This window comes from Arthrobacter sp. 08Y14 (genome assembly GCF_002929455.1).
Lineage (GTDB): Bacteria > Actinomycetota > Actinomycetes > Actinomycetales > Micrococcaceae > Arthrobacter_B > Arthrobacter_B sunyaminii.
In genome coordinates, this window is sequence record NZ_PJIX01000003.1 from 741,648 (window position 1) to 761,788 (window position 20,141).

Annotated in this window: 17 protein-coding genes; 15 read left to right on the forward strand and 2 right to left on the reverse strand. The window is 65.0% G+C overall.

Annotated features, from left to right (window positions below; all coding sequences use genetic code 11):
* The first annotated feature begins 136 nt into the window (after positions 1-136).
* From argC to CXR03_RS15800, 10 genes are all read left to right on the forward strand, one after another.
* Entirely contained in the window at positions 137-1,168 is a 1,032-nt protein-coding gene (gene argC / locus CXR03_RS15755) for an N-acetyl-gamma-glutamyl-phosphate reductase (protein WP_104104623.1), read from the forward strand.
* Positions 1,168-2,379: a bifunctional glutamate N-acetyltransferase/amino-acid acetyltransferase ArgJ gene (gene argJ / locus CXR03_RS15760; protein WP_104104624.1), complete on the forward strand. Its 1,212-nt coding sequence runs from the start codon at positions 1,168-1,170 to the stop codon at positions 2,377-2,379. Before argC ends, argJ begins: the two co-directional genes overlap by 1 nt.
* A gap of 12 nt (positions 2,380-2,391) precedes the next feature.
* The gene (gene argB, locus CXR03_RS15765; protein ID WP_104055440.1) at positions 2,392-3,315 is read left to right on the forward strand and encodes an acetylglutamate kinase; all 924 of its coding nucleotides are present in this window, start codon (positions 2,392-2,394) and stop codon (positions 3,313-3,315) included.
* On the forward strand, positions 3,312-4,709 hold the full coding sequence (locus CXR03_RS15770) for an acetylornithine transaminase (protein ID WP_104104625.1): 1,398 nt from the start codon (positions 3,312-3,314) through the stop codon (positions 4,707-4,709). Before argB ends, CXR03_RS15770 begins: the two co-directional genes overlap by 4 nt.
* On the forward strand, positions 4,706-5,689 hold the full coding sequence (argF, locus tag CXR03_RS15775; RefSeq protein ID WP_104104626.1) for an ornithine carbamoyltransferase: 984 nt from the start codon (positions 4,706-4,708) through the stop codon (positions 5,687-5,689). Before CXR03_RS15770 ends, argF begins: the two co-directional genes overlap by 4 nt.
* Positions 5,686-6,222: an arginine repressor gene (locus CXR03_RS15780; RefSeq protein WP_104104627.1), complete on the forward strand. Its 537-nt coding sequence runs from the start codon at positions 5,686-5,688 to the stop codon at positions 6,220-6,222. Before argF ends, CXR03_RS15780 begins: the two co-directional genes overlap by 4 nt.
* A gap of 97 nt (positions 6,223-6,319) precedes the next feature.
* Positions 6,320-7,528 (forward strand): argininosuccinate synthase, encoded by a 1,209-nt coding sequence (locus tag CXR03_RS15785; RefSeq protein ID WP_104104628.1) that lies wholly within the window; start codon positions 6,320-6,322, stop codon positions 7,526-7,528.
* A gap of 3 nt (positions 7,529-7,531) precedes the next feature.
* Entirely contained in the window at positions 7,532-8,989 is a 1,458-nt protein-coding gene (gene argH, locus CXR03_RS15790) for an argininosuccinate lyase (RefSeq protein ID WP_104104629.1), read from the forward strand.
* 149 nt (positions 8,990-9,138) lie between these two features.
* Positions 9,139-9,657 carry a pyridoxal 5'-phosphate synthase gene (locus CXR03_RS15795; protein ID WP_104104630.1) on the forward strand — a complete coding sequence of 173 codons (519 nt, stop codon included), beginning with the start codon at positions 9,139-9,141 and terminating at the stop codon, positions 9,655-9,657.
* 154 nt (positions 9,658-9,811) lie between these two features.
* Complete coding sequence (locus CXR03_RS15800; RefSeq protein WP_104104631.1) at positions 9,812-10,618, forward strand: maleylpyruvate isomerase family mycothiol-dependent enzyme; 807 nt, start codon at positions 9,812-9,814, stop codon at positions 10,616-10,618.
* 106 nt (positions 10,619-10,724) lie between these two features.
* Here CXR03_RS15800 and CXR03_RS15805 read toward each other — a convergent pair whose 3' ends face one another.
* Positions 10,725-12,200 carry an HNH endonuclease signature motif containing protein gene (locus tag CXR03_RS15805; protein WP_181034641.1) on the reverse strand — a complete coding sequence of 492 codons (1,476 nt, stop codon included), beginning with the start codon at positions 12,198-12,200 and terminating at the stop codon, positions 10,725-10,727.
* Positions 12,201-12,734: 534 nt separating this feature from the next.
* Between CXR03_RS15805 and CXR03_RS15810 the strand changes: the two genes are divergently transcribed.
* A complete protein-coding gene (locus CXR03_RS15810) occupies positions 12,735-13,583 on the forward strand; it encodes an SRPBCC domain-containing protein (RefSeq protein ID WP_104055449.1) in 849 nt (282 codons plus the stop codon).
* A 54-nt stretch (positions 13,584-13,637) separates the two neighbouring features.
* Positions 13,638-14,279, forward strand: coding sequence for a DNA-3-methyladenine glycosylase (locus CXR03_RS15815; RefSeq protein WP_104104633.1), 642 nt, complete (start codon positions 13,638-13,640; stop codon positions 14,277-14,279).
* A gap of 73 nt (positions 14,280-14,352) precedes the next feature.
* Here CXR03_RS15815 and CXR03_RS15820 read toward each other — a convergent pair whose 3' ends face one another.
* Entirely contained in the window at positions 14,353-15,348 is a 996-nt protein-coding gene (locus tag CXR03_RS15820) for an aldo/keto reductase (protein ID WP_104104634.1), read from the reverse strand.
* Between the two features lie 178 nt (positions 15,349-15,526).
* Between CXR03_RS15820 and CXR03_RS15825 the strand changes: the two genes are divergently transcribed.
* From CXR03_RS15825 to tyrS, 3 genes are all read left to right on the forward strand, one after another.
* Positions 15,527-16,084 (forward strand): adenine phosphoribosyltransferase, encoded by a 558-nt coding sequence (locus CXR03_RS15825; RefSeq protein ID WP_181034642.1) that lies wholly within the window; start codon positions 15,527-15,529, stop codon positions 16,082-16,084.
* Positions 16,085-16,250: 166 nt separating this feature from the next.
* Positions 16,251-18,518 (forward strand): UvrD-helicase domain-containing protein, encoded by a 2,268-nt coding sequence (locus CXR03_RS15830; RefSeq protein ID WP_104104635.1) that lies wholly within the window; start codon positions 16,251-16,253, stop codon positions 18,516-18,518.
* A 13-nt stretch (positions 18,519-18,531) separates the two neighbouring features.
* Positions 18,532-19,851 (forward strand): tyrosine--tRNA ligase, encoded by a 1,320-nt coding sequence (gene tyrS, locus CXR03_RS15835; RefSeq protein ID WP_258073689.1) that lies wholly within the window; start codon positions 18,532-18,534, stop codon positions 19,849-19,851.
* Positions 19,852-20,141: the final 290 nt, after the last annotated feature.

A 20,141-nucleotide genomic window follows, 5' to 3' on the forward strand; every position in this document is an offset into this window, starting at 1 on the left:
GCAGCCATCGTAGGGCAGGATCGACCCCGGCGCACAGGTTCGTCTGTCTGAGCGCCGGCGTCACGCAGCATCGGGGCACGTGTCATGAATGTATAAATATGAAGGTTCATGCATAAATCTGCTGTAGGGTAAAACCATGACGATTTCAGTTGCTGTCTCAGGAGCCTCGGGGTACGCCGGCGGCGAGGTCCTGCGCCTGCTGGCCGGGCATCCCTCCGTCACCATTGGCGCTATCACCGCGCACAGCAACGCCGGATCCCGTCTGGGGGAACTCCAGCCGCACCTGCATGCGCTCGCAGACCGTGTCCTGGTGGACACCACCGTGGAGAACCTGGCCGGACACGACGTCGTCTTTCTGGCGCTCCCGCACGGTGCCAGTGCCGCGATTGCGGCCGAGCTCGATCCTTCCGTCCTCGTGATCGACGCCGGTGCAGACCACCGCCTGGAAGATCCGCTGGCGTGGGAGAAGTTCTACGGTTCTCCGCATGCCGGTTCGTGGCCGTACGGGCTGCCGGAACTGCCCGGTCACCGTGACCGGCTCAAGGGCGCCAACCGCATTGCGGTTCCGGGATGCTATCCCACCTCCTCGCTGCTGGCGCTGACCCCGGGCTTCTCTGCCGGGCTGCTGGAGCCCGACGACGTAGTCATCGTTGCTGCTTCCGGAACCTCCGGCGCGGGCAAAGCGGCCAAGCCGCACCTGTTGGGTTCGGAGGTGATGGGCGGTATGAGTCCCTACGGAGTGGGCGGCGGTCACCGCCACACGCCGGAGATTGAGCAGGGCCTCTCGGCTGCGGCCGGTGAGAGCGTGGCTGTGTCCTTCACCCCCACGCTGGCACCGATGGCCCGCGGCATTCTCACCACGGCCACGGCGAAGGTCCGGCCCGGCGTCACCCCGGAACAGCTTCGGGCAGCCTGGCAGGAAGCGTACGGTCGCGAACACTTTGTCCGGCTGCTGCCCGAGGGCCAGTGGCCGGCCACCAAGATGGTGGTGGGTTCCAACTACGCCGCCCTGCAGCTGGCCTACGACGCGCATGCCAACCGGGTGATTGTCACCTGCGTGATCGACAACCTGAACAAAGGCACCGCTGGCGGAGCGGTGCAGTCCATGAACATTGCCCTTGGCCTTGAAGAGACCGCCGGCCTGATGACGCAGGGAGTTGCCCCGTAATGAGCACCACTGAAAACAGTATTGAAGCACCCAGCACTGTCAACGAAACTGCTGTCACGACCGGCGTCACTGCCCCGGCCGGCTTCCGCGCCGCCGGCATCACCGCCGGGCTCAAGCTGTCCGGCGGCCGTGACATGGCCCTCGTGGTCAATGACGGTCCGTCCAAGGCCGCAGCCGCCGTCTTCACCCGCAACCGGGTGGCTGCCGCGCCGGTGCACTGGTCCCGTCAGGTGCTCACGGACGGCCGCGCCGATGCCGTGATTCTCAACTCCGGCGGCGCCAACGCCTGCACCGGACCCCAGGGCTTTCAGAACACGCACGCCACCGCCGAGAAGACGGCCGAGGTCCTGGGCATCTCCGCCTCGGACGTGGTGGTCTGCTCCACCGGGCTTATCGGTGAGCAGCTGCCCATGGAGAAAATCCTCCCCGGTGTGGAGGCCGCCGCTCAGGCGTTGGCGGCCGACGGCGGGGCTTCCGCCGCCGAGGCGATCATGACCACGGACACCGTCGCCAAGCAGGCAGTGTTCACCGGCGTCGGCTACACCATCGGCGGCATGGCAAAGGGTGCCGGCATGCTGGCTCCGGGGCTGGCAACCATGCTCGTGGTGCTGACCACCGACGCGCAGCTGCCGGCTGCCGCCCTGGACACGGCGCTGCGCGCAGCCACTGCCGTCACGTTTGACCGCACCGATTCGGACGGCTGCATGTCCACCAATGACACTGTGGTGTTGATGGCTTCCGGCGCTGCCGGGACGGTCCCGGACCAGGCAGAATTCACCGCAGGCCTCACCGAGGTCTGCCATTCTTTGGCCCAGCAGCTGATCACCGATGCCGAGGGCGCCAGCCACGACATCGCCGTGACCACGCTCAACGCCGCCACCGTGGCCGATGCTGAAACCGCTTCCCGCGCCGTCACACGGTCCAACCTCTTCAAGACGGCCATCTTCGGCAACGACCCCAACTGGGGCCGTGTCCTTTCCGCCGTGGGAACCACCGATGCCGCGTTTGAGCCGGACCGGATCAACGTGACGATCAACGGAGTGCAGGTGTGCCGCAACGGGGGAATCGGAGACTCCCGGGACCTGGTGGATCTGACCGGCCGCAAGGTGGCGGTCGAAATTGATCTCAACGCCGGCACGGAAAGCGCCACCATCTGGACCAATGACCTGACCACGGACTACGTCCACGAAAACTCGGCCTACAGCAGCTGATCGGGGACTGACATGAGCACAACAGCAGAAGTCCGGGAACAACTGGCCGCCCAGGACAAGGCCGCCACCCTCATCGAAGCGCTGCCGTGGATCCAGCGGTTCGCCGGCAGCATCATGGTGATCAAATACGGCGGCAACGCCATGGTCAACGATGACCTGCGCCGCGCCTTCGCCGAGGACATCGTTTTTCTGCACCACGTCGGAGTGCGTCCGGTGGTGGTGCACGGCGGCGGCCCGCAGATCAATTCCCTGCTGGAACGCCTGGGCATCAAGTCCGAATTTAAGGGCGGGCTGCGTGTGACCACCCCCGAAGCCATGGACGCCGTCCGCATGGTGCTCACCGGCCAGGTGGGCCGCGAGCTGGTAGGCATGATCAACGCGCACGGCCCGTACGCCGTCGGACTCTCCGGCGAAGACGCCGGGCTGTTGCAGGCAACACGCATCGGAACCGTAATCGACGGCCAGGAAGTGGACCTCGGCCAGGTCGGCGAGGTGACCGGAGTGAATCCCGGCGCCATTGTTGACCTGCTCGAAGCCGGACGCATTCCGGTCATTTCCACGGTGGCTCCCGAGGTCGACGCCGACGGCGGGCTCACCAGCGCGGTGTTGAACGTGAACGCGGATACTGCTGCCGCCGCCCTGGCCGTGGCGCTTGGTGCTTCACGTCTGGTGGTGCTGACCGATGTTGAGGGACTGTACTCGAATTGGCCGGACAAGACCTCCCTGATTTCCGCGCTGACCGCGGGGGAGCTGCGTGACATGCTGCCCTCCCTGGAAGCTGGCATGATTCCGAAGATGCAGGCCTGCCTCACGGCGGTTGACGGCGGGGTGGACCGGGCAGCCGTGGTGGACGGCCGGATGGCCCATTCCATGCTGCTGGAGGTTTTCACCACCGCCGGCATTGGCACCCAGGTTGTCCCGGAGGAGCAGGCATGAGCGACGTTTCCCAGATCCAGACAGAGATCCAGACGAACCCCAGCTCCGCGGAAACCGTCCTCGACGGCCTCACGGGGTCATCGCAGGACTGGCTGCAGCGTTACGGCTCCTCGCTGATGGGGGTCTTCGGCACCCCGCAGCGGGTTCTCGTCCGCGGCAGCGGGTGCACCGTCTGGGACGCCGACGGCAAGCCCTACCTGGACCTGCTCGGCGGCATTGCCGTCAATGCGCTCGGCCATGCCCATCCGTTCCTGACGTCGGTGATCAGCAGCCAGCTCGCCACGCTGGGCCATGTCTCCAACTTCTTCACCAGCCCCACGCAGGTGGCTCTGGCGGAAAAGCTGCTCCAGCTTTCCGGGGCCCCCGTTGGTTCCAGGGTCTTCTTTGCCAACTCCGGCACCGAAGCCAACGAGGCGGCGTTCAAGCTGGCCCGGCGCAATACGGGACCGGCGGCCGACGGCAACCCGCAGCGCACCCGCATCATCGCGCTGGAGGGCGCATTCCACGGCCGGACCCTCGGGGCGCTGGCCCTGACGGCCAAGAAGGCTTACCGGGCGCCGTTCGAACCGCTGCCCGGGGGAGTGGAGCACATTGCCTTCGGTGACGTCGAGGCCCTGCGCGCTGCAGTGGATGACACCGTGGCCGCCGTCTTCGTTGAGCCCATCCAGGGCGAAGCCGGTGTGGTTCCGCTGCCCGCCGGATACCTGCAGGCAGCCCGCGACATCACTTCAGCTGCAGGCGCCCTGCTGATCGTGGACGAAGTCCAGACCGGCATTGGCCGCACCGGAGCGTGGTTTGCCTCCGAAGGGGTTCTGCCGGACGCCATGACCCTGGCCAAGGGTCTGGGCGGCGGTTTCCCCGTCGGCGCACTGATCACCTTCGGCGAAAGCGTGTCCTCGCTGCTGACCGCCGGCCAGCACGGCACCACCTTTGGCGGCAACCCCGTGGCCACCGCCGCCTCGCTGGCTACGCTGCACGTGATTGAATCCACCGGGCTCCTGGAGCAGGTGCAAAAGACCGGCGAGCACCTGCGGATGGCGGTGGCAACCGTTCCCGGCGTCACCGAAGTCCGGGGGGCTGGCCTGCTCATCGGCTTCGACCTGGCCGACGAGATTGCACCGGCCGCCGTGACAGCTGCCCTGGGGGCCGGATTCATCATTAACGCCACCGGGCCGCGAACCCTGCGCCTGGCGCCGCCGCTGATCCTGACCGCGGCACAGGCCGACTCCTTTGTTGATGCACTGCCGGGAATCCTGGCCGCCGCCCGTGCCGCCCAGGACACTTCAGCCGCTCTCACCGGACCAGCTTCTGCCACCGGACAAGCTGCAACTAACGGGCAAGCTGCAACTAACGGACAAGTCTCTGCCCCCGCAACAACCGAAGGAAAATCATGACCCGCCATTTCCTGGTCGACACCGACCTCACCCAGGCCGAGCAGACCGAGGTGCTGGACCTGGCTGACCTGTTGAAGAAGGACCGCTACAAATACCAGCCCTATGCCGGCGAATCCACCGGCCGGCAGACGGTCGCCGTGATCTTCGACAAGACCTCCACCCGTACCCGGGTTTCCTTCGCTGCGGGCATCGCCGACCTGGGCGGTGTTCCGCTCATCATCGGTGCCGGGGAGTCCCAGCTCGGGCACAAGGAAAGCGTCACGGACACCACCAAGGTGCTGGAACGCATGGTGTCCACCATCGTCTGGCGCACCTACGCGCAGTCCGGGCTCGAAGAAATGGCTGCGGCTTCGCGGGTTCCGGTAATCAACGCGCTCTCGGATGACTACCACCCGTGCCAGCTGCTGGCTGACCTCATGACCATCCGTGAGCACAAGGGCACCCTCGCCGGCCTCACCCTGACCTACCTGGGGGACTGCGCCAACAACATGGCCAACTCCTACCTGCTGGCATGCGTCACTGCGGGAATGCACGTCCGGGTCGCCGGTCCGATCGGCTACCTGCCGGATCCGCTGATTGTCGACGCCGCAGCCGCCCGTGCCGAAGAAACCGGCGGATCGGTGATGATCACCACCGATCCCGCCGAAGCACTGGCCGGAGCCGACGTCGTAGCCACCGACACCTGGGTCTCCATGGGCCAGGAGGACGAAAAGGCGGCCCGTTCCGAGCTGTTCCGCAGCTTCGCCGTGGACGCCGCAGCGATGGCGCAGGCAGCGGACGACGCCGTCGTCCTGCACTGCCTGCCCGCCTACCGCGGCTACGAAATCTCTGCTGACGTCATCGACGGCCCGCAGTCGCTGGTCTGGGATGAAGCAGAGAACCGCCTGCACGCGCAGAAAGCGCTCATGGTGTGGCTGATGGCGCGCTCGGGCCTGACCGGAGTTCCGGAGGGTCAGGCAGTTTCCGGGGGTGCAGCATGAGCATGCCGGCAACCAAGACTGCACGCCAGGCCCGTATCCGCACGCTGCTGACCAGCCGGTCGATCCGGTCCCAGGCGGAGCTCGCTGCGCTGCTCGCGGACGACGGCGTCCAGGTCACCCAGGCCACGCTGTCCCGGGACCTGGTGGAGCTGGGCGCGGTGCGCATGCGCGGCAAGGAGGGGGTGCTGGTATACGCGGTGCCTTCCGAGGGAGGACAGCGGGCACCGCAGTCGGGGGTTTCAGCGGAAGTCCTGGATGCCCGCCTGGCCCGATTGTGCGGGGAACTGCTGGTCACGGCGGAGGCCTCGGGCAACATTGTGGTGCTGCGGACTCCTCCGGGCGCCGCGAACTTCCTGGCCCTGGCCATCGACCATTCAGTGTTGCCGTCCATCCTGGGCACCATTGCCGGTGACGATACGGTGGTAATGGTCACTCGCGAGCCCGACGGCGGCGCCGACGTGGCGGCGCGCTTCCTGCGAATCGCGGATGAGGCCACCGCCAACGGGCAGGCCCCGGACAGCCGCATCCTGTGACGCCGGTTTCGGCAGGCACCGGACCCAACAACTTTCATCTACTTTCATCGACAGGCAGCCATCTACGGCTGCGCACAACGCAAGAGGAGCATATTTCGTGAGCGAACGCATTGTATTGGCCTACTCCGGTGGCCTTGATACTTCGGTGGCTATCGGCTGGATCGCCGAAGCAACCGGTGCTGAGGTTATCGCCGTGGCCGTGGACGTCGGACAGGGCGGCGAATCCCTGGAAACCATCCGCCAGCGGGCCCTGGCCTGCGGCGCCGTCGAAGCCTACGTTGCAGATGCCCGGGACGAATTCGCCTCCGAATACTGCATTCCGGCGCTGAAGGCCAACGGACTTTACATGGATTCCTACCCGCTGGTCTCCGCCCTGTCGCGTCCGGTCATCGTGAAGCACCTTGTTGCTGCCGCCCGTGAGTTCGGCGCCACCACCGTGTCCCACGGCTGCACCGGCAAGGGCAACGACCAGGTCCGCTTTGAAGTCGGCATCCAGACCCTGGGCCCGGACCTGAAGTGCATCGCCCCGGTCCGCGACCTGGCCCTGACCCGCGACAAGGCCATCGCCTTTGCCGAGGAAAAGAACCTGCCGATCGTCACCACCAAGAAGAACCCGTTCTCCATCGACGCCAACGTGTGGGGACGCGCCGTGGAGACCGGCTTCCTGGAAGACATCTGGAACGGCCCCACCCCGGACGTGTACGAATACACCTCCGATCCCGCCGCCGGCCTTGCCGCCGACGAAGTGGTCATCACCTTCAAGGAAGGCGTCCCGGTGGCGATCGACGGCAAGCCCGTCACGCCGCTGCAGGCCATCGAGGAAATGAACCGCCGCGCCGGCGCCCAGGGCATCGGCCGCATCGACATTGTCGAAGACCGCCTTGTCGGCATCAAGAGCCGCGAAATCTACGAAGCCCCCGGTGCCATGGCGCTCATGCAGGCACACCGCGAACTGGAAAACGTCACGGTGGAACGCGAGCAGGCCCGCTTCAAGAAGACCGTCGGCCAGCGCTGGACCGAGCTGGTCTACGACGGCCAGTGGTTCTCCCCGCTGAAGAAGTCCCTTGACGCCTTCATCGAGGACACCCAGAAGTACGTCTCCGGCGACATCCGCATGAACATGCAGGGCGGTCGTGCAGTGGTGACCGGACGCCGCTCCGACTCCTCGCTGTATGACTTTAACCTGGCCACCTACGACACCGGTGACAGCTTCGACCAGTCCATGGCCCGCGGCTTCATCGAGCTGTTCGGCATGTCCTCCAAGGTGGCCTCCGGCCGCGACCAGCGTTTGGCAGAAGGTAAGTAAGAAATGAATCACGGCAAGCCGCCGGTTGAACCGGCCGGAACCGCAGTTGCGGGTTCCACCGTCCAGGGCGCTTTGTGGGGCGGCCGCTTTGCAGGCGGTCCCGCTGACGCCCTTGCGGCGCTGAGCAAGTCCACCCACTTCGACTGGCGGCTTGCCGGCTACGACATTGCCGGCTCCCGTGCGCACGCCCGCGTGCTGCACACAGCCGGCCTGCTCGACGACGAGGAACTGGCGGGCATGCTCGCCGCCCTGGACGCGCTCGACGCCGATGTCCGCTCGGGTGCCTATGTCCCCGCCGATTCGGATGAGGACGTGCACGGTTCCCTGGAGCGCGGACTCATTGAGCGCGCCGGTCCTGCGTTGGGCGGCAAGCTCCGCGCCGGCCGGTCCCGCAATGACCAGATCGCCACGCTGGGACGGATGTACCTGCGCGATCATGCCCGGATCATCGCCACCGGTGTCCTGGCAACGGTTGATGCCCTCATGGAACAGGCCGAAAAGCACCTTGGTGTGGCCATGCCCGGACGCACCCATCTGCAGCACGCCCAGCCCGTGCTGCTGAGCCACCACCTGCTGGCGCATGCCTGGGCTTTGCTGCGCGATGTGCAGCGTTTGATGGACTGGGATAAGCGGGCCGCGGTGTCACCTTACGGCTCCGGTGCCCTGGCGGGTTCTTCGCTGGGGCTGGATCCCAATGCAGTGGCCGCCGAGCTGGGCTTTGACTCAGCGGTCTGGAACTCCATTGACGGCACCGCCTCGCGTGACGTCTACGCGGAGTTCTCCTGGGTCGCCGCCATGATCGGCGTGGACCTGTCCCGGATCAGCGAGGAAATCATCATTTGGGCCACCAAGGAGTTCTCCTTCGTGACCTTGGACGATGCGTTCTCCACCGGGTCGTCCATCATGCCGCAGAAGAAGAACCCGGATGTGGCTGAGCTGGCCCGCGGCAAGGCCGGCCGCCTGATCGGTGACCTCACCGGCCTGCTGGCCACGCTGAAGGGACTACCACTGGCTTACAACCGTGACCTGCAGGAAGACAAGGAACCGGTCTTTGACGCTGCCGACACCCTGGAAGTTCTGCTTCCTGCCGTCTCCGGCATGATCGCCACGCTCACGTTCAACACCGAGCGTATGCAGGCGCTGGCACCGCAGGGCTTCGCCCTGGCCACGGACATTGCTGAGTGGCTGGTTCGCCAGGGCGTTCCCTTCCGTGAAGCGCACGAGCTCTCCGGTGCTGCTGTACAGCTGGCCGAAAGCCGCGGCGTCGAACTGTGGGACCTGACCGACGAGGACTATGCCGGCATTTCGGAGCATCTGACCCCTGAAGTGCGGACCGTGCTGAGCACTGAAGGTTCGCTGAACAGCCGCAGCGCCCAGGGCGGCACGGCCCGGTCTGCCGTGGAAGCGCAGCTGACCGCGCTGAAGTCCGAGTTGGAGACAGTCCGCAGCTACGCTGTGTGACCAGATCCGCTGCCTGAAGACACGCAACCCTCGGAAAGGACCCCGGAGAGCTGATGCCTTTCCGGGGTCCTTCCGCTTCTCTTTGGCTCCTTTTCATTTGGCTTCGAGGGCTGTGGGCGTGCCACATATCCAGCGGCTACCCTTAGGCCATGAGTGACTCCTTCCGGCTGATGCTGCGTGCCCTGCCCGATTTTCCGCAGGACCTGCCGGGCTTCGACCGCGCTGGCGCGCCTGCCGATCCAGCTGAGCTGTTCCGTTCCTGGCTGGACGACGCCCTGGCCGCCGGCGTCCGCCAGCCCCATGCCTTTTCGCTGGCCACGGCCGACGCGGGCGGGAACCTGTCCTCACGGATGCTCATCCTGAAAGATCTCGACGACGACGGCTGGCACTTTGCCACCTCCCGAACCTCGCGGAAGGGCAGGGAGCTCGAGGCGAATCCCCGTGCGGCCATGAACTTCTACTGGTCCGAGCTGGGACGGCAAATCCGGGTGGCCGGCGCCGTTGTCCGGCTGTCCGATGCCGTCTCGGCACGGGACTGGGATGAACGGCCGGGAGCCGATGGTTCTGAGAACCCGCAGTGGCAGGTGTATGCGCTGCAACCGTCCGAGATCGAATTTTGGCAGGCAGACCCGGACCGGCACCACATCCGCCACCGCTACCAGCTCTGATGTTGACCTGAGGTTCCACCTGTCCCATCGGTCACCGGCGGCACGCGTCCACTGAGCCTGCGGCGGCACGTATCCATTGGGCGTGCGCCGGAACGTATCCACTGGGCCAGCGCCGCTGCGTGGCGAAATGCTCCGCCTCCCATAAGGTGGGTCAATGACTGGTTTTTCTAATGCTCCGGGTTCGTCTGTTCCCAAGTCCCCGGACCGTCCCGCCTCCTCCCAGCTGCTGTCCAATGTGGGAACCGCTGCAGCGGATTTCCGGAGCCGCGTCGCCTCTCTGACAGACGCCGATGTCCGTGCTCCCTCCCGGCTCCCGGGCTGGTCCCGCGGACATGTTCTGGCGCACGTGGCCGGTGTTGCTGATGCCATGGCACGCCAGTTGGACTATGCGGCCCGGGGCGAAACCATTGAGTTGTACGACGGCGGTTCAGACGGCCGCAACCGTGCCATCGAAGAGGGTTCCGTTCGTTCGGCAGACCGGCTTCGCGCAGAGCTCGACGCAGCATTGGACCGTGCCTTGTCGGCCTTCGGCGACCTCAGCGACGAGGACTGGTACGCACCTATTTCCTACCGTGGCGGAGTCGTGCGGGACGGTGGACTGGCCCTGTGGCGGGAACTCGTGATCCATGCAACCGACTTGGGCACCGGCAGCGAAGCCGACAGTTGGTCTCCGCAATTCTGCGAGCACCTGTTCGATTTCCTGTCCGCCCGCGTTCCTGCTGGAGTACGCCTGAGGCTGCAGCCCTTCGGCATGGCCCCGCGTGTCCTTACCGGAAATACCGGTACTCAAATCTTTGCCACGACCGGCAGCACCGTGTCAGTAAATGGTATGGCTACAGACATTGCCGCCTGGCTCGCCGGAAGAACTCCTAACCTGGGCAGCCTGCGGGCCGAGGCGGCCGCGGACGGTATCGACCTTCCCAAACTGCTGCCCTGGCCGTCAGGCATTCCCGCCAAATAGTCCGACCAAATAGTCCGACCAAATAGTTCCGACCAGCAGCCGGTAACCAGCAGCCAGCAGGTGTGCGAAAGATGGGATCCAGCCTCCGGCATCAGCCGCGAGATGTCTAACCAAGCCGGCGGGGTGAGAACGGCGGTGGTGACTCCTCAACTTCTGGTTCGGAGTCCGAGTCAGCCGTCCGAGGCGCGCGAAGGTGTCCAAGCGTGAGTTCCGGCTGAGTCTGGTAACGACGTCCGAGAGGCGAGATCCACTCCAAGACCCCCGGTGAAACCTGCCGGGCCTTCCAATGCCCCAGGGTCTTGAACCGGTGGTGTTTCTTGCAAAGGTTCGCCAAGTTCCAGTGTTCGGTCGGGCCGCCGTGTGCCCACGGTATGGTGTGGTCTATTTCGGTCCGGGCAGCGCCCGTACTGCATCCCGGGAAGCGGCAGGTTTGGTCCCTCGCCTGCAACCACCTCCGCAGTCCGGACGGCACCTTTCGGCGCCGCCCAACTCCCAGAATCTGGCCCGTCCGGGGATCTTGGGACAATCCGGTCCACCGGCATGCTGTGCGGGCGAGCCGCCGCGCTTCCTGCGCGCTGATTGATCCATAGCCGGCAAGTTCGGCAGGGGCGTCGTCGACGCCAAACAGCGTTTCAGCGTTTATCAGGACCATGATCTCCGGGACCGTACCGGAAGGCAGGGGCGGAACATCGAACGGGTTGCCGGCTCCGGCGTAGGGGACCTCCGTTGCGCCGGGTTCGTTGCCGAGTTCCCGGGTGTATGCGTTGTCCAGAGCCTCAATGCCCAGAGCCTTAATGCCCAGAGCCTCAATGCCCAGAGCCTCACTGTCCAGGGCCTCATCGTCCTCCGGAACGTCATTCTCCGGTGTCTGGGTGCCACGTGGCTTCCCAACCCAAGGTTCGGGTGTGTGCAGGAGCAGGGATGCAAGGATGTCGGTGCGCAGCTGGTCCAGGCACCGCGGATCACCCAGCAGCTGCTCGCCGCGTGCCGCCCCGGTCAGCGCGCCAAAGATGCTCTGCCCTTTGTCAGCAGGAAGATATGCGGTGAGATGTCCCATGCCATCGGGCTGCGGCTGGAACCAGACCCTCCGCTGCTCGAACGCTGTCTGATGACGGACCGGGATGGTTTCCGGGTAGCTCCTTTCCCGCAGGGGACGTGCCTTTCGAACCAACTGGGCATTCGTCAGGCCCGGAGCCATCTTCAGAAGTTCCTGTTCCATGGCGCGGGCGGCACCGGCAGGAAAAACCTGTCCGGCCGTGGCACCGGGTGAACGGGAAACTCCGGCCGGCATTTCCTCCGCAATAAGCGAGCGCGTCTGATCCAGGATGGTGCGGGCCTGAGCGGGATTGATCTCCGCCTTTTCCAGCAAGGCCAAAGTCTCCGGGCAACGTTCGCACAACTCGTCGGACTCATCAACCAGGGCTCTTGCTGTTCCTTCCGGGATCCCGAGCAGGGTGGCGATCTCAGTGGCCGCAAGAGTAAAGGCAAGGGCCGTATCCACCTTTCGTGCAACGGCGGGCCGCCCGCAAGCTGAATCCTCGGCGGCACGCTTCCTGTTGAACTGCTCAAGATCCTCAACCATCAGCTGATGCTGCCGATGTATGAGTCGAGCCCGCGCTGATGCTGTCCAGCCGTCCAAAACCCTCAGCTGTTGCAAGGCGGCGCCCGTCAATTCCTGGTTCAGGGAATCGGCGGAGCCCAATACCAAGGAACCGGTGAGTCCCTTCGGCGGGCCCCACTCCGGATTCGGTGCGGAAGTACTGCCGCATGCCTGCCTCACCGAGTACTGCCCCGCATAGAACACCGAGTCCACGTCCGCGATCTTTCGAAACTCCAACACCTCCGCGGACCAATCGGCATCGGGAAGCCATAGGGGATCGGGAGGAGGATCTATCCGGGAGCCGCACACCGTCGTCGTCTTCATGGCATAAGCCTGTCAGCCGCCACCGACCTTTTCGCCCGCTGAAGACCGCCGGAAGATCAGGTAATTTCTGCACTAAAGCGAGTACTCGTATCCGGCGGCTGAAGTGCGCGCAGAACCTTACGGATCCGCCCGGCCAAGGGCTACGCTGAACAAAACCCCATTCCGGCCGTACCCGGACAGGAGGACCCTGCCATGCCTGGACAGATCACTTCCGCCCCCGTTCCAGAAGGCCGAATCGAGAGGCTTTCCGACGGATACGCGGTGGCCTTCGACCGTCAGTTCGATTACCCCACAGCCCATATTTGGGACATTCTGACGAATCCGGAGAAGATTTCGCGCTGGCTCGGACAGTTGAGCCCCGAGTGGCAACTAGGCAAGGAATACACGCTGGAGATGGACGGCGGATCCAGCTTCGGAACCGTGCTCCAGCTGGAACCGCGCTCGAGCCTGCAGATCACGTGGGAAGACCAGCTGGGATCGGAATCCGTGCTGGAATGGCAGGTCCTGGCGAGCAGCGGGGGAGCACTGCTGCTGTTCCGTTCCCGCACTGACACACCGGATTTCCTCGCCGAGGGCAGTGCCGGGTGGCAAGGCATTTTGGCCGCTTTCGCTTCCGTTGCGGCAGGAGAGGAACCCGCCCGGGACAGCATGGAAACGTGGCTGGCTCTTCGGGATGCGTATGCGGAAGATTTCGACGTCTCGCCCACCATGGGGCTGGTCACCGGCTCGGGATCCGACGCTGAACTGGTCTTTGACCGTTGGTACCGGGCCCCGGCGGAGGATGTGGAGGCCGCCGTTGATGCCGCCGGCCGCAGGCTCAGAGTTGGCGGGGAAGCGGAGCTGGAGATGACCAACGACGGCGAGGAAACCAGGGTCACCGTCCGCCAGCCCGTTACCGGAAGCCAGGACCAGACCGCTGCTTTGCTGGCTGGCTGGCACATGGCTTTAGACTCCGCACGCGACCAGCTCGACGGCGGCATGCCGCATCCGAATTCGCACCGCTTGGCAGCGTTGGAGCGGTTCTACCGGCCCATGGTCTAATTTCGGAAGCTGCACGATTCCACGGGACGGCTCCGCAATTGTTACGGTCGAAGGATGGAAGACAAAAGCGAGAGGTCACGGCTTGCGGTGCCCGCAACGGAGGCCGCACGCCATCTGCTGGGATCAGTATTGACGCACGACGACGGCGGGGAACCGGTGAGTGTTCGCGTCACCGAAGTGGAGGCCTACATGGGGGACGTTGATCCCGGCTCCCACGCGTTCCGTGGCCGCACCGCCCGGAACAACACCATGTTCGGCCCAGCCGGCCATCTCTACGTCTACTTCACTTATGGAATGCACTACTGCGCCAACGTGGTGTGCGGCGAGGACGGCCATGCCACCGGGCTGCTGCTCCGGGCGGGTGAAATTGTCAGCGGAATCGAAACCGCCAGGATGCGCCGCAACAACCCGCGGACCGATCTGGATCTGGCCCGCGGCCCCGCTAGGCTGGCCCAGGCATTGGGAATCAACAGTGCTCTCGACGGCGCCGATGTCTTTGCCGCCCCCCTGCGTCTGGAACTGCCGGCGGAGCCCGTCCCGGCGGAAAAAGTGTCCGCCGGACCTCGGGTAGGTGTCAGCGGACCCGGAGGTACGGACGAGTATCCCTGGCGGTACTGGCTGACGGGGGATCCAACCGTTTCCAAATACCGTCCTGCCCAGGCCAAGCGCCGGCCAGCCGGTGCAACGGCCCGTTAGCCGGAAATACCGGATAAACACACAGACGGCGTCGGGGATGATCATCCCCGACGCCGTCTGCCGGCAGGACCCTCTATTCGCCGCCAGGCAAAGGCGCCTGTGCGGAGATCAGCTTATTTTCCAGCAGCTCGTCCCAGAAGGCGCCGGGAATCTGTGCCTTCATGGCCGCGATATCCTCAGCGACGCGCTCGGGCCGGCTGGAACCGGGGATTACCGCGGCCACAGCGGGGTGGGCCGTGGAGAATTGCAGCGCAGCTGCCTTCAGGCTCACGTCGTGCCGCTGGGCGATTGCCGTCAACCGCGCGATCCGCTCCTTGACCGCCGGAGGAATCTCCGCGTAATCGAAGTAGTCCCCGCCCAGCAGGGCACCTGAGTTGAACGGACCGCCGACTACGATTCCCACACCCTTTTCCTGGGCAGCGGGCATCATGCGCTGCAGGGCACGCTCGTGCTGCAGCAGGGTGTACTGGGTGGCGGAGAGGCTCATGGTCGGAGCCGCTTCGTCCATGTCCATGGCCAGCTCGATGGGCTCGGTCGTATTGACCCCGAGGCCCCAGCCCTGGATCACGCCCTCGTCCTGCAGGCGGGCCAGAACGCGGAACGCACCGGTCCGGGCCTCATTGAACTTGGCCACCCATTCGTCGCCCAGGAAGTCCCGGGACGTGTCATGGATGAAGACAAAGTCCAAGCGGTCGGTCTTCAGCCTCGTCAGGCTTTCCTCGATGGACCGCAGCGTGGCATCGGCCGTGTAATCCGTGGCGATTTTGTTGGAGCGCCCGTGTGTGAACAGGCCTGAGCCTTTCTCCTCCTCTTCGTCCAGGATTAGCCGTCCCACCTTGGTGCTGAGCGCATACTCATCACGGTTCTTTCCGGACAGAACCTCGCCCAGCCGGGATTCCGCCAGCCCGGCCCCGTAGAACGGAGCGGTATCGAAGTAACGGATGCCTTCGTTCCAGGCGGCGTCGACGGTGGCCAGTGCCTCGTCCTGGGGAATGTCACGGAACATGTTTCCCAGCGGAGCCGTCCCGAATCCGATCTTGTTCTTCAGCACTTCGTGCAGGTTAACCATGTGTTTCAATCCTTGCTGTTGATTCCGGGTCCTCTCCGAAGGACCCGCTCAAATGCGGCAACTGCCTCCCAATGGCCTTTATTCCGCCCCCCTTCCGGCACCGCGCGCCGCCGAGACAAGTGCCACAGTGGGCCCTTCCAGCCAAGAGGTCCCTCGTCGGAGCGGGTAGGGTGGACGGGTGAAAGAAACGCCTGCGGACGCCGCACAGAGTACTGAACCCATTGCTGACACGATCGAACGACTGGGCGCAGTTGTGCCGGATTACCCCAAGCCGGGCGTCGTCTTCCGTGACCTGACACCCGTCTTCGCTGACGGCCCCGCCTTCCGCGGCGTCGTGGATGCATTGCTGGCCGAATATCAGGGCCGCTTCGACTACGTCGCAGGCGTAGAGGCCCGCGGATTCCTCCTTGCCGCAGCCGCTGCCTATGCGGCGGACAAGGGAGTCATCACCATCCGAAAGCCCGGCAAGCTGCCGCGCCGAGTGTTCTCCGAAAGCTACTCCATGGAGTACAGCGAGAACACGCTGGAAGTCCACCAGGATGACATCCCCGCCGGTTCCCGGGTGCTGATTATGGATGACGTGCTTGCCACCGGCGGCACCCTCAGCGCCACCGCCCGGCTCATCGAAAAGGCCGGCGGCACAGTGGCCGGATTCGGCGTCGTGCTGGAACTGAAGGATCTCGGCGGCCGCGCGGCACTTGATGGCTATCCCGTTCACGCCCTCCTGGGTTACTGACCCGTTTTTCGCTCTTCCTTACGGCGGAGTACCACCGCGGCTCCAGACGGAGGCGCACCTAGACCCATCCGGCAAGGGCCGGCGTCACTTAAATAGCTCAGTGCATGGAAAAAGTCCAAATGCACGCTAAACTTGTGGGTCTGCCTTTGCGAGAGGGAACGCGAACATGCCTGAAACGTCTTCTGCCCACCACGAGCTGGAACACGAGCGACACTACGTCGCCGGTTTGTACCAGCGACTCGACGAATTGCGTGAAGAAAAGCGCGAGCAGCTGGCACAGGTGCGACGCAGCACCTCGGCCGGTTCGCACCAAAACCGCTCCGAGCGTGATGCCTTCGCGACCATGTATGAGGACCGCCTGGCGCAGCTGAATGCCGTGGATGACCGGCTGGTTTTCGGCCGCCTGGACCTCGACGACGGCGAGGAACGGTACATCGGCCGGATCGGCCTCTCCACCGCTGACCTGCAACGGCTCATGGTGGACTGGCGGGCGCCGGAAGCCGGCACCTTTTATCAGGCCACCGCTTTTGAACGCCAGGGCGTCCGACGGCGGCGCCACCTGATCCTGAAGGGCCGGAACGTCCAGGCCATCGAAGACGATGTGCTGGACTACAGCATGCTCGAGGAAGAAGAAGCACTCCAGGGTGAAGGCGCCCTGCTGGCAGCCCTGAACTCCAAGCGCACCGGACAGATGTCCGACATTGTCGGCACCATCCAGGCCGAGCAGGACCGCATCATTCGGGCACCGCTGGCCGGCACCCTCGTGGTGCAGGGCGGGCCGGGAACGGGAAAGACCGCCGTCGCGCTCCACCGTGCCGCGTACCTGCTGTACACGCACCGTGAACGGCTCAAGTCCGCCGGCGTGCTGCTGGTCGGCCCTTCCAATGCCTTCATCCGGTACATCGAACGCGTCCTCCCGTCGCTGGGTGAGACCGGCGTCGTCATGTCCAGCCTTGGACAGCTGATGCCCGGCATCGCCGCTGTTCCGGAAGAGGACGCGCAGGTCGCCGAGATCAAGGGACGCATTTCGATGGCCGACGTGGTGGCCCGTGCCGTCGCGAACCGTCAGCGCCTGCCGCTGGAACCGCGGAAGCTGAATGTGGAGGGAACCATCCTCCTGCTGACGCCGAAGATGGTCCAGCGTGCCCGCGACCGGGCACGCGCGACCGGCAAGCCGCACAACGAGGCCCGCGTGACCTTCGTGAAGATCCTCCTGCGCGAACTCACCGAGCAGTTGACCGAACAGCTGGAAGAGTCCTCCGGTGCAGGCAACAGCACCGACCGGGCCTACCTGGCCGAGGATGTCCGCAGCTCCCGTGACGTGCGCGTGGCGCTCAACCTGTGCTGGATGCCGATGACGCCTCAGAAACTGCTGTCTGAACTGTTCAGCAAGCCCGGTCACCTTGAAGGTGCGGCCCCCGATCTGAGTGCCGAAGAAATCGCACTGCTGCGCCGCAGCCCGGACGCACCCTGGACGGAAGCGGATGTTCCGCTGCTGGACGAGGCCGCCGAACTGCTGGGGGAGCTGGATGCTTCCGCGGGACGCGACCACGCCATGCGCGAAGAGCAGCGCAAGCGGGACCTCGCCAACGCCGAGCGTGCCATCGAGAATACGGAAGGTTTCCTGGAGGACTCCGGTGCCCACGGCATCCTGTCCGCCGAGGATCTGGCCGACCACAACACCGTGGGGGAAGCCCGCCTGACCGCGGCCGACCGCGCCGCCGTCGACCGGACGTGGGCCTTCGGGCACATTGTGGTGGACGAGGCGCAGGAGCTTTCCGCCATGCAGTGGCGCCTGTTGATGCGGCGCTGCCCGCTGAAGTCCTTCACCGTTGTGGGGGACATTGCCCAAACCAGCTCTGCTGCCGGTGCCACTTCTTGGCAGCAGGCGCTGACGCCGTTCGTGGGGGACCGCTGGACCCTCGAAGAGCTCACGGTGAACTACCGCACCCCCGCGCAGATTGCCGAAGCCGCCGTGCGCATGGCCAACGCGGCTGGTCTGGTGGTGTCCGCTCCCAAGGCGGTGCGCGAGGGACGCTGGGCGCCCTTCATCGACCGGGTTCCCGAAGGCGGGCTGGTTGACCGCCTGATGGAGACCCTGCCCGAGGACCTGGAAGCGCTCGAGGGCGGACTCCTTGCGATTATCGCCGAAGAGCACCACCTCGAGGCCGTCCGCCGCGAAGTCGGGGCCGTCTACGGAAAGCGGCTGGGCACGGGCGCCGGCGGTTTGGAGCAGGACATTGTGGTCACCTCGCCGCGGGAGGCGAAGGGACTGGAGTTCGACGGCGTCGTCATCCTGGAGCCCGAAGAGCTGCTGACCGCGGCGGCCGGGAAAGTCGGGGATCTGTATGTGGCGATGACCCGTCCGACGCAGCGCCTGCGTCTTATTGCGGCACGTCCGGTTCCCGCCGGGATTATTGATGACGAAGACTGATATTTTGGAAGACGTGACTACCGAAACCCCAGTGGGCCTGAGCGCCCAAAAGAATGATTCGACGTTCGAGAATGTTTGGCAGGAGCTGAAGTGGCGTGGCCTGGTCCATGTCTCCACGGACGAGGCCGAACTTGAGAAACTGCTCGCCGGGGAATCGATCACCTATTATTGCGGCTTCGATCCGACGGCGCCGAGCCTGCACCTGGGGAACCTGGTGCAGCTGCTGACCATGCGCCGCCTGCAGCTGGCCGGTCACCGGCCGCTCGCCCTCGTGGGCGGCTCCACCGGCCTGGTGGGAGATCCGCGTCCGACGGCGGAACGCACCATGAACACCAAGGAAACCGTCTCGGAATGGGTCGGCTACCTGCAGGGACAAGTGCAGCGCTTCCTCAGCTTTGAGGGGGACAACGCCGCGCAGATGGTCAACAACCTTGACTGGACCGCGCCTATGAGTGCCATCGACTTCCTCCGTGACATCGGCAAGCACTTCCGGGTGGGAACCATGATCAAGAAGGAGATTGTCTCCTCGCGGCTGAATTCCGATGAGGGCATCTCCTACGCAGAGTTCAGCTACCAGGTGCTGCAGGGAATGGACTACCTCCAGCTCTTCCGCGATTACAACTGTGTGCTGGAAACCGGCGGCTCGGACCAGTGGGGCAACCTCACTTCCGGGACCGAACTGGTGCGTAAGGTCGAGGGCAAGAGTGTCCACGCCCTGGGCACTCCGTTGATTACCAACTCTGACGGCACCAAGTTCGGCAAGAGCGAGGGCAACGCCATCTGGCTGGACGGCACCATGACCAGCCCGTACGCGATGTACCAGTTCTGGCTGAACACGTCCGACGCCGACGTCGTTGACCGGCTCAAGGTCTTCACCTTCCTATCCAAGGCCGAGATTGAAGAACTGGCCCGCGCAGTTGCCGAAGAACCGCACAAGCGTGCGGCCCAGCGCCGGCTTGCTTACGACGTGACGTCGCTGATTCATGGCGCCGAAGCAACCGAGAAGGTTATTGCCGCCTCCGCCGCATTGTTTGGGCAGGGTGAAATCACCGAGCTGGATGAAGCAACCCTGACCGCGGCCACGGCGGAACTGCCGCGGGTAGTGGTGGAGAGCAACAGCCTGGGGATCATCGATCTGCTCGTTGCCTCCGGCCTGTCAGCCAGCAACTCGGCCGCCCGCCGGACGGTTGCCGAAGGCGGAGCCTACGTGAACAACCGCAAGGTCACGGACGCGGAAGCCGTTATTGACGCGGATGAGCTGCTGCACGGCAAGTACCTGCTGCTGCGCCGCGGCAAGCGCACCCTGGCAACGGTGGAAGTTAGCGCAGCTTAGGGGAACTCATCCTGCCGATCAGGTGGAGGCCGGCTTTCGGCTCCGCACGCCTTGGAAATCCAAGGGCGTGTGGAGGCCGGAGGCCGGCCTTTTCCCTACCCTGCAGAGTGCCTGTCCGGAGGTGCAGCAGATCACACGCTGCCGGCTTGCACCCATGCCGGAGGGTGTGTAAAGTTTAGTGAGTTGCCCCGGTGAGTGCCTGGCGGACATGCCCCGCTGGCAAGGCTCCCGGATCCGGCAACAGCCCAAAAACACAGCAGCGGATTTCATCCGAGTGCTTTGTGGCGGGT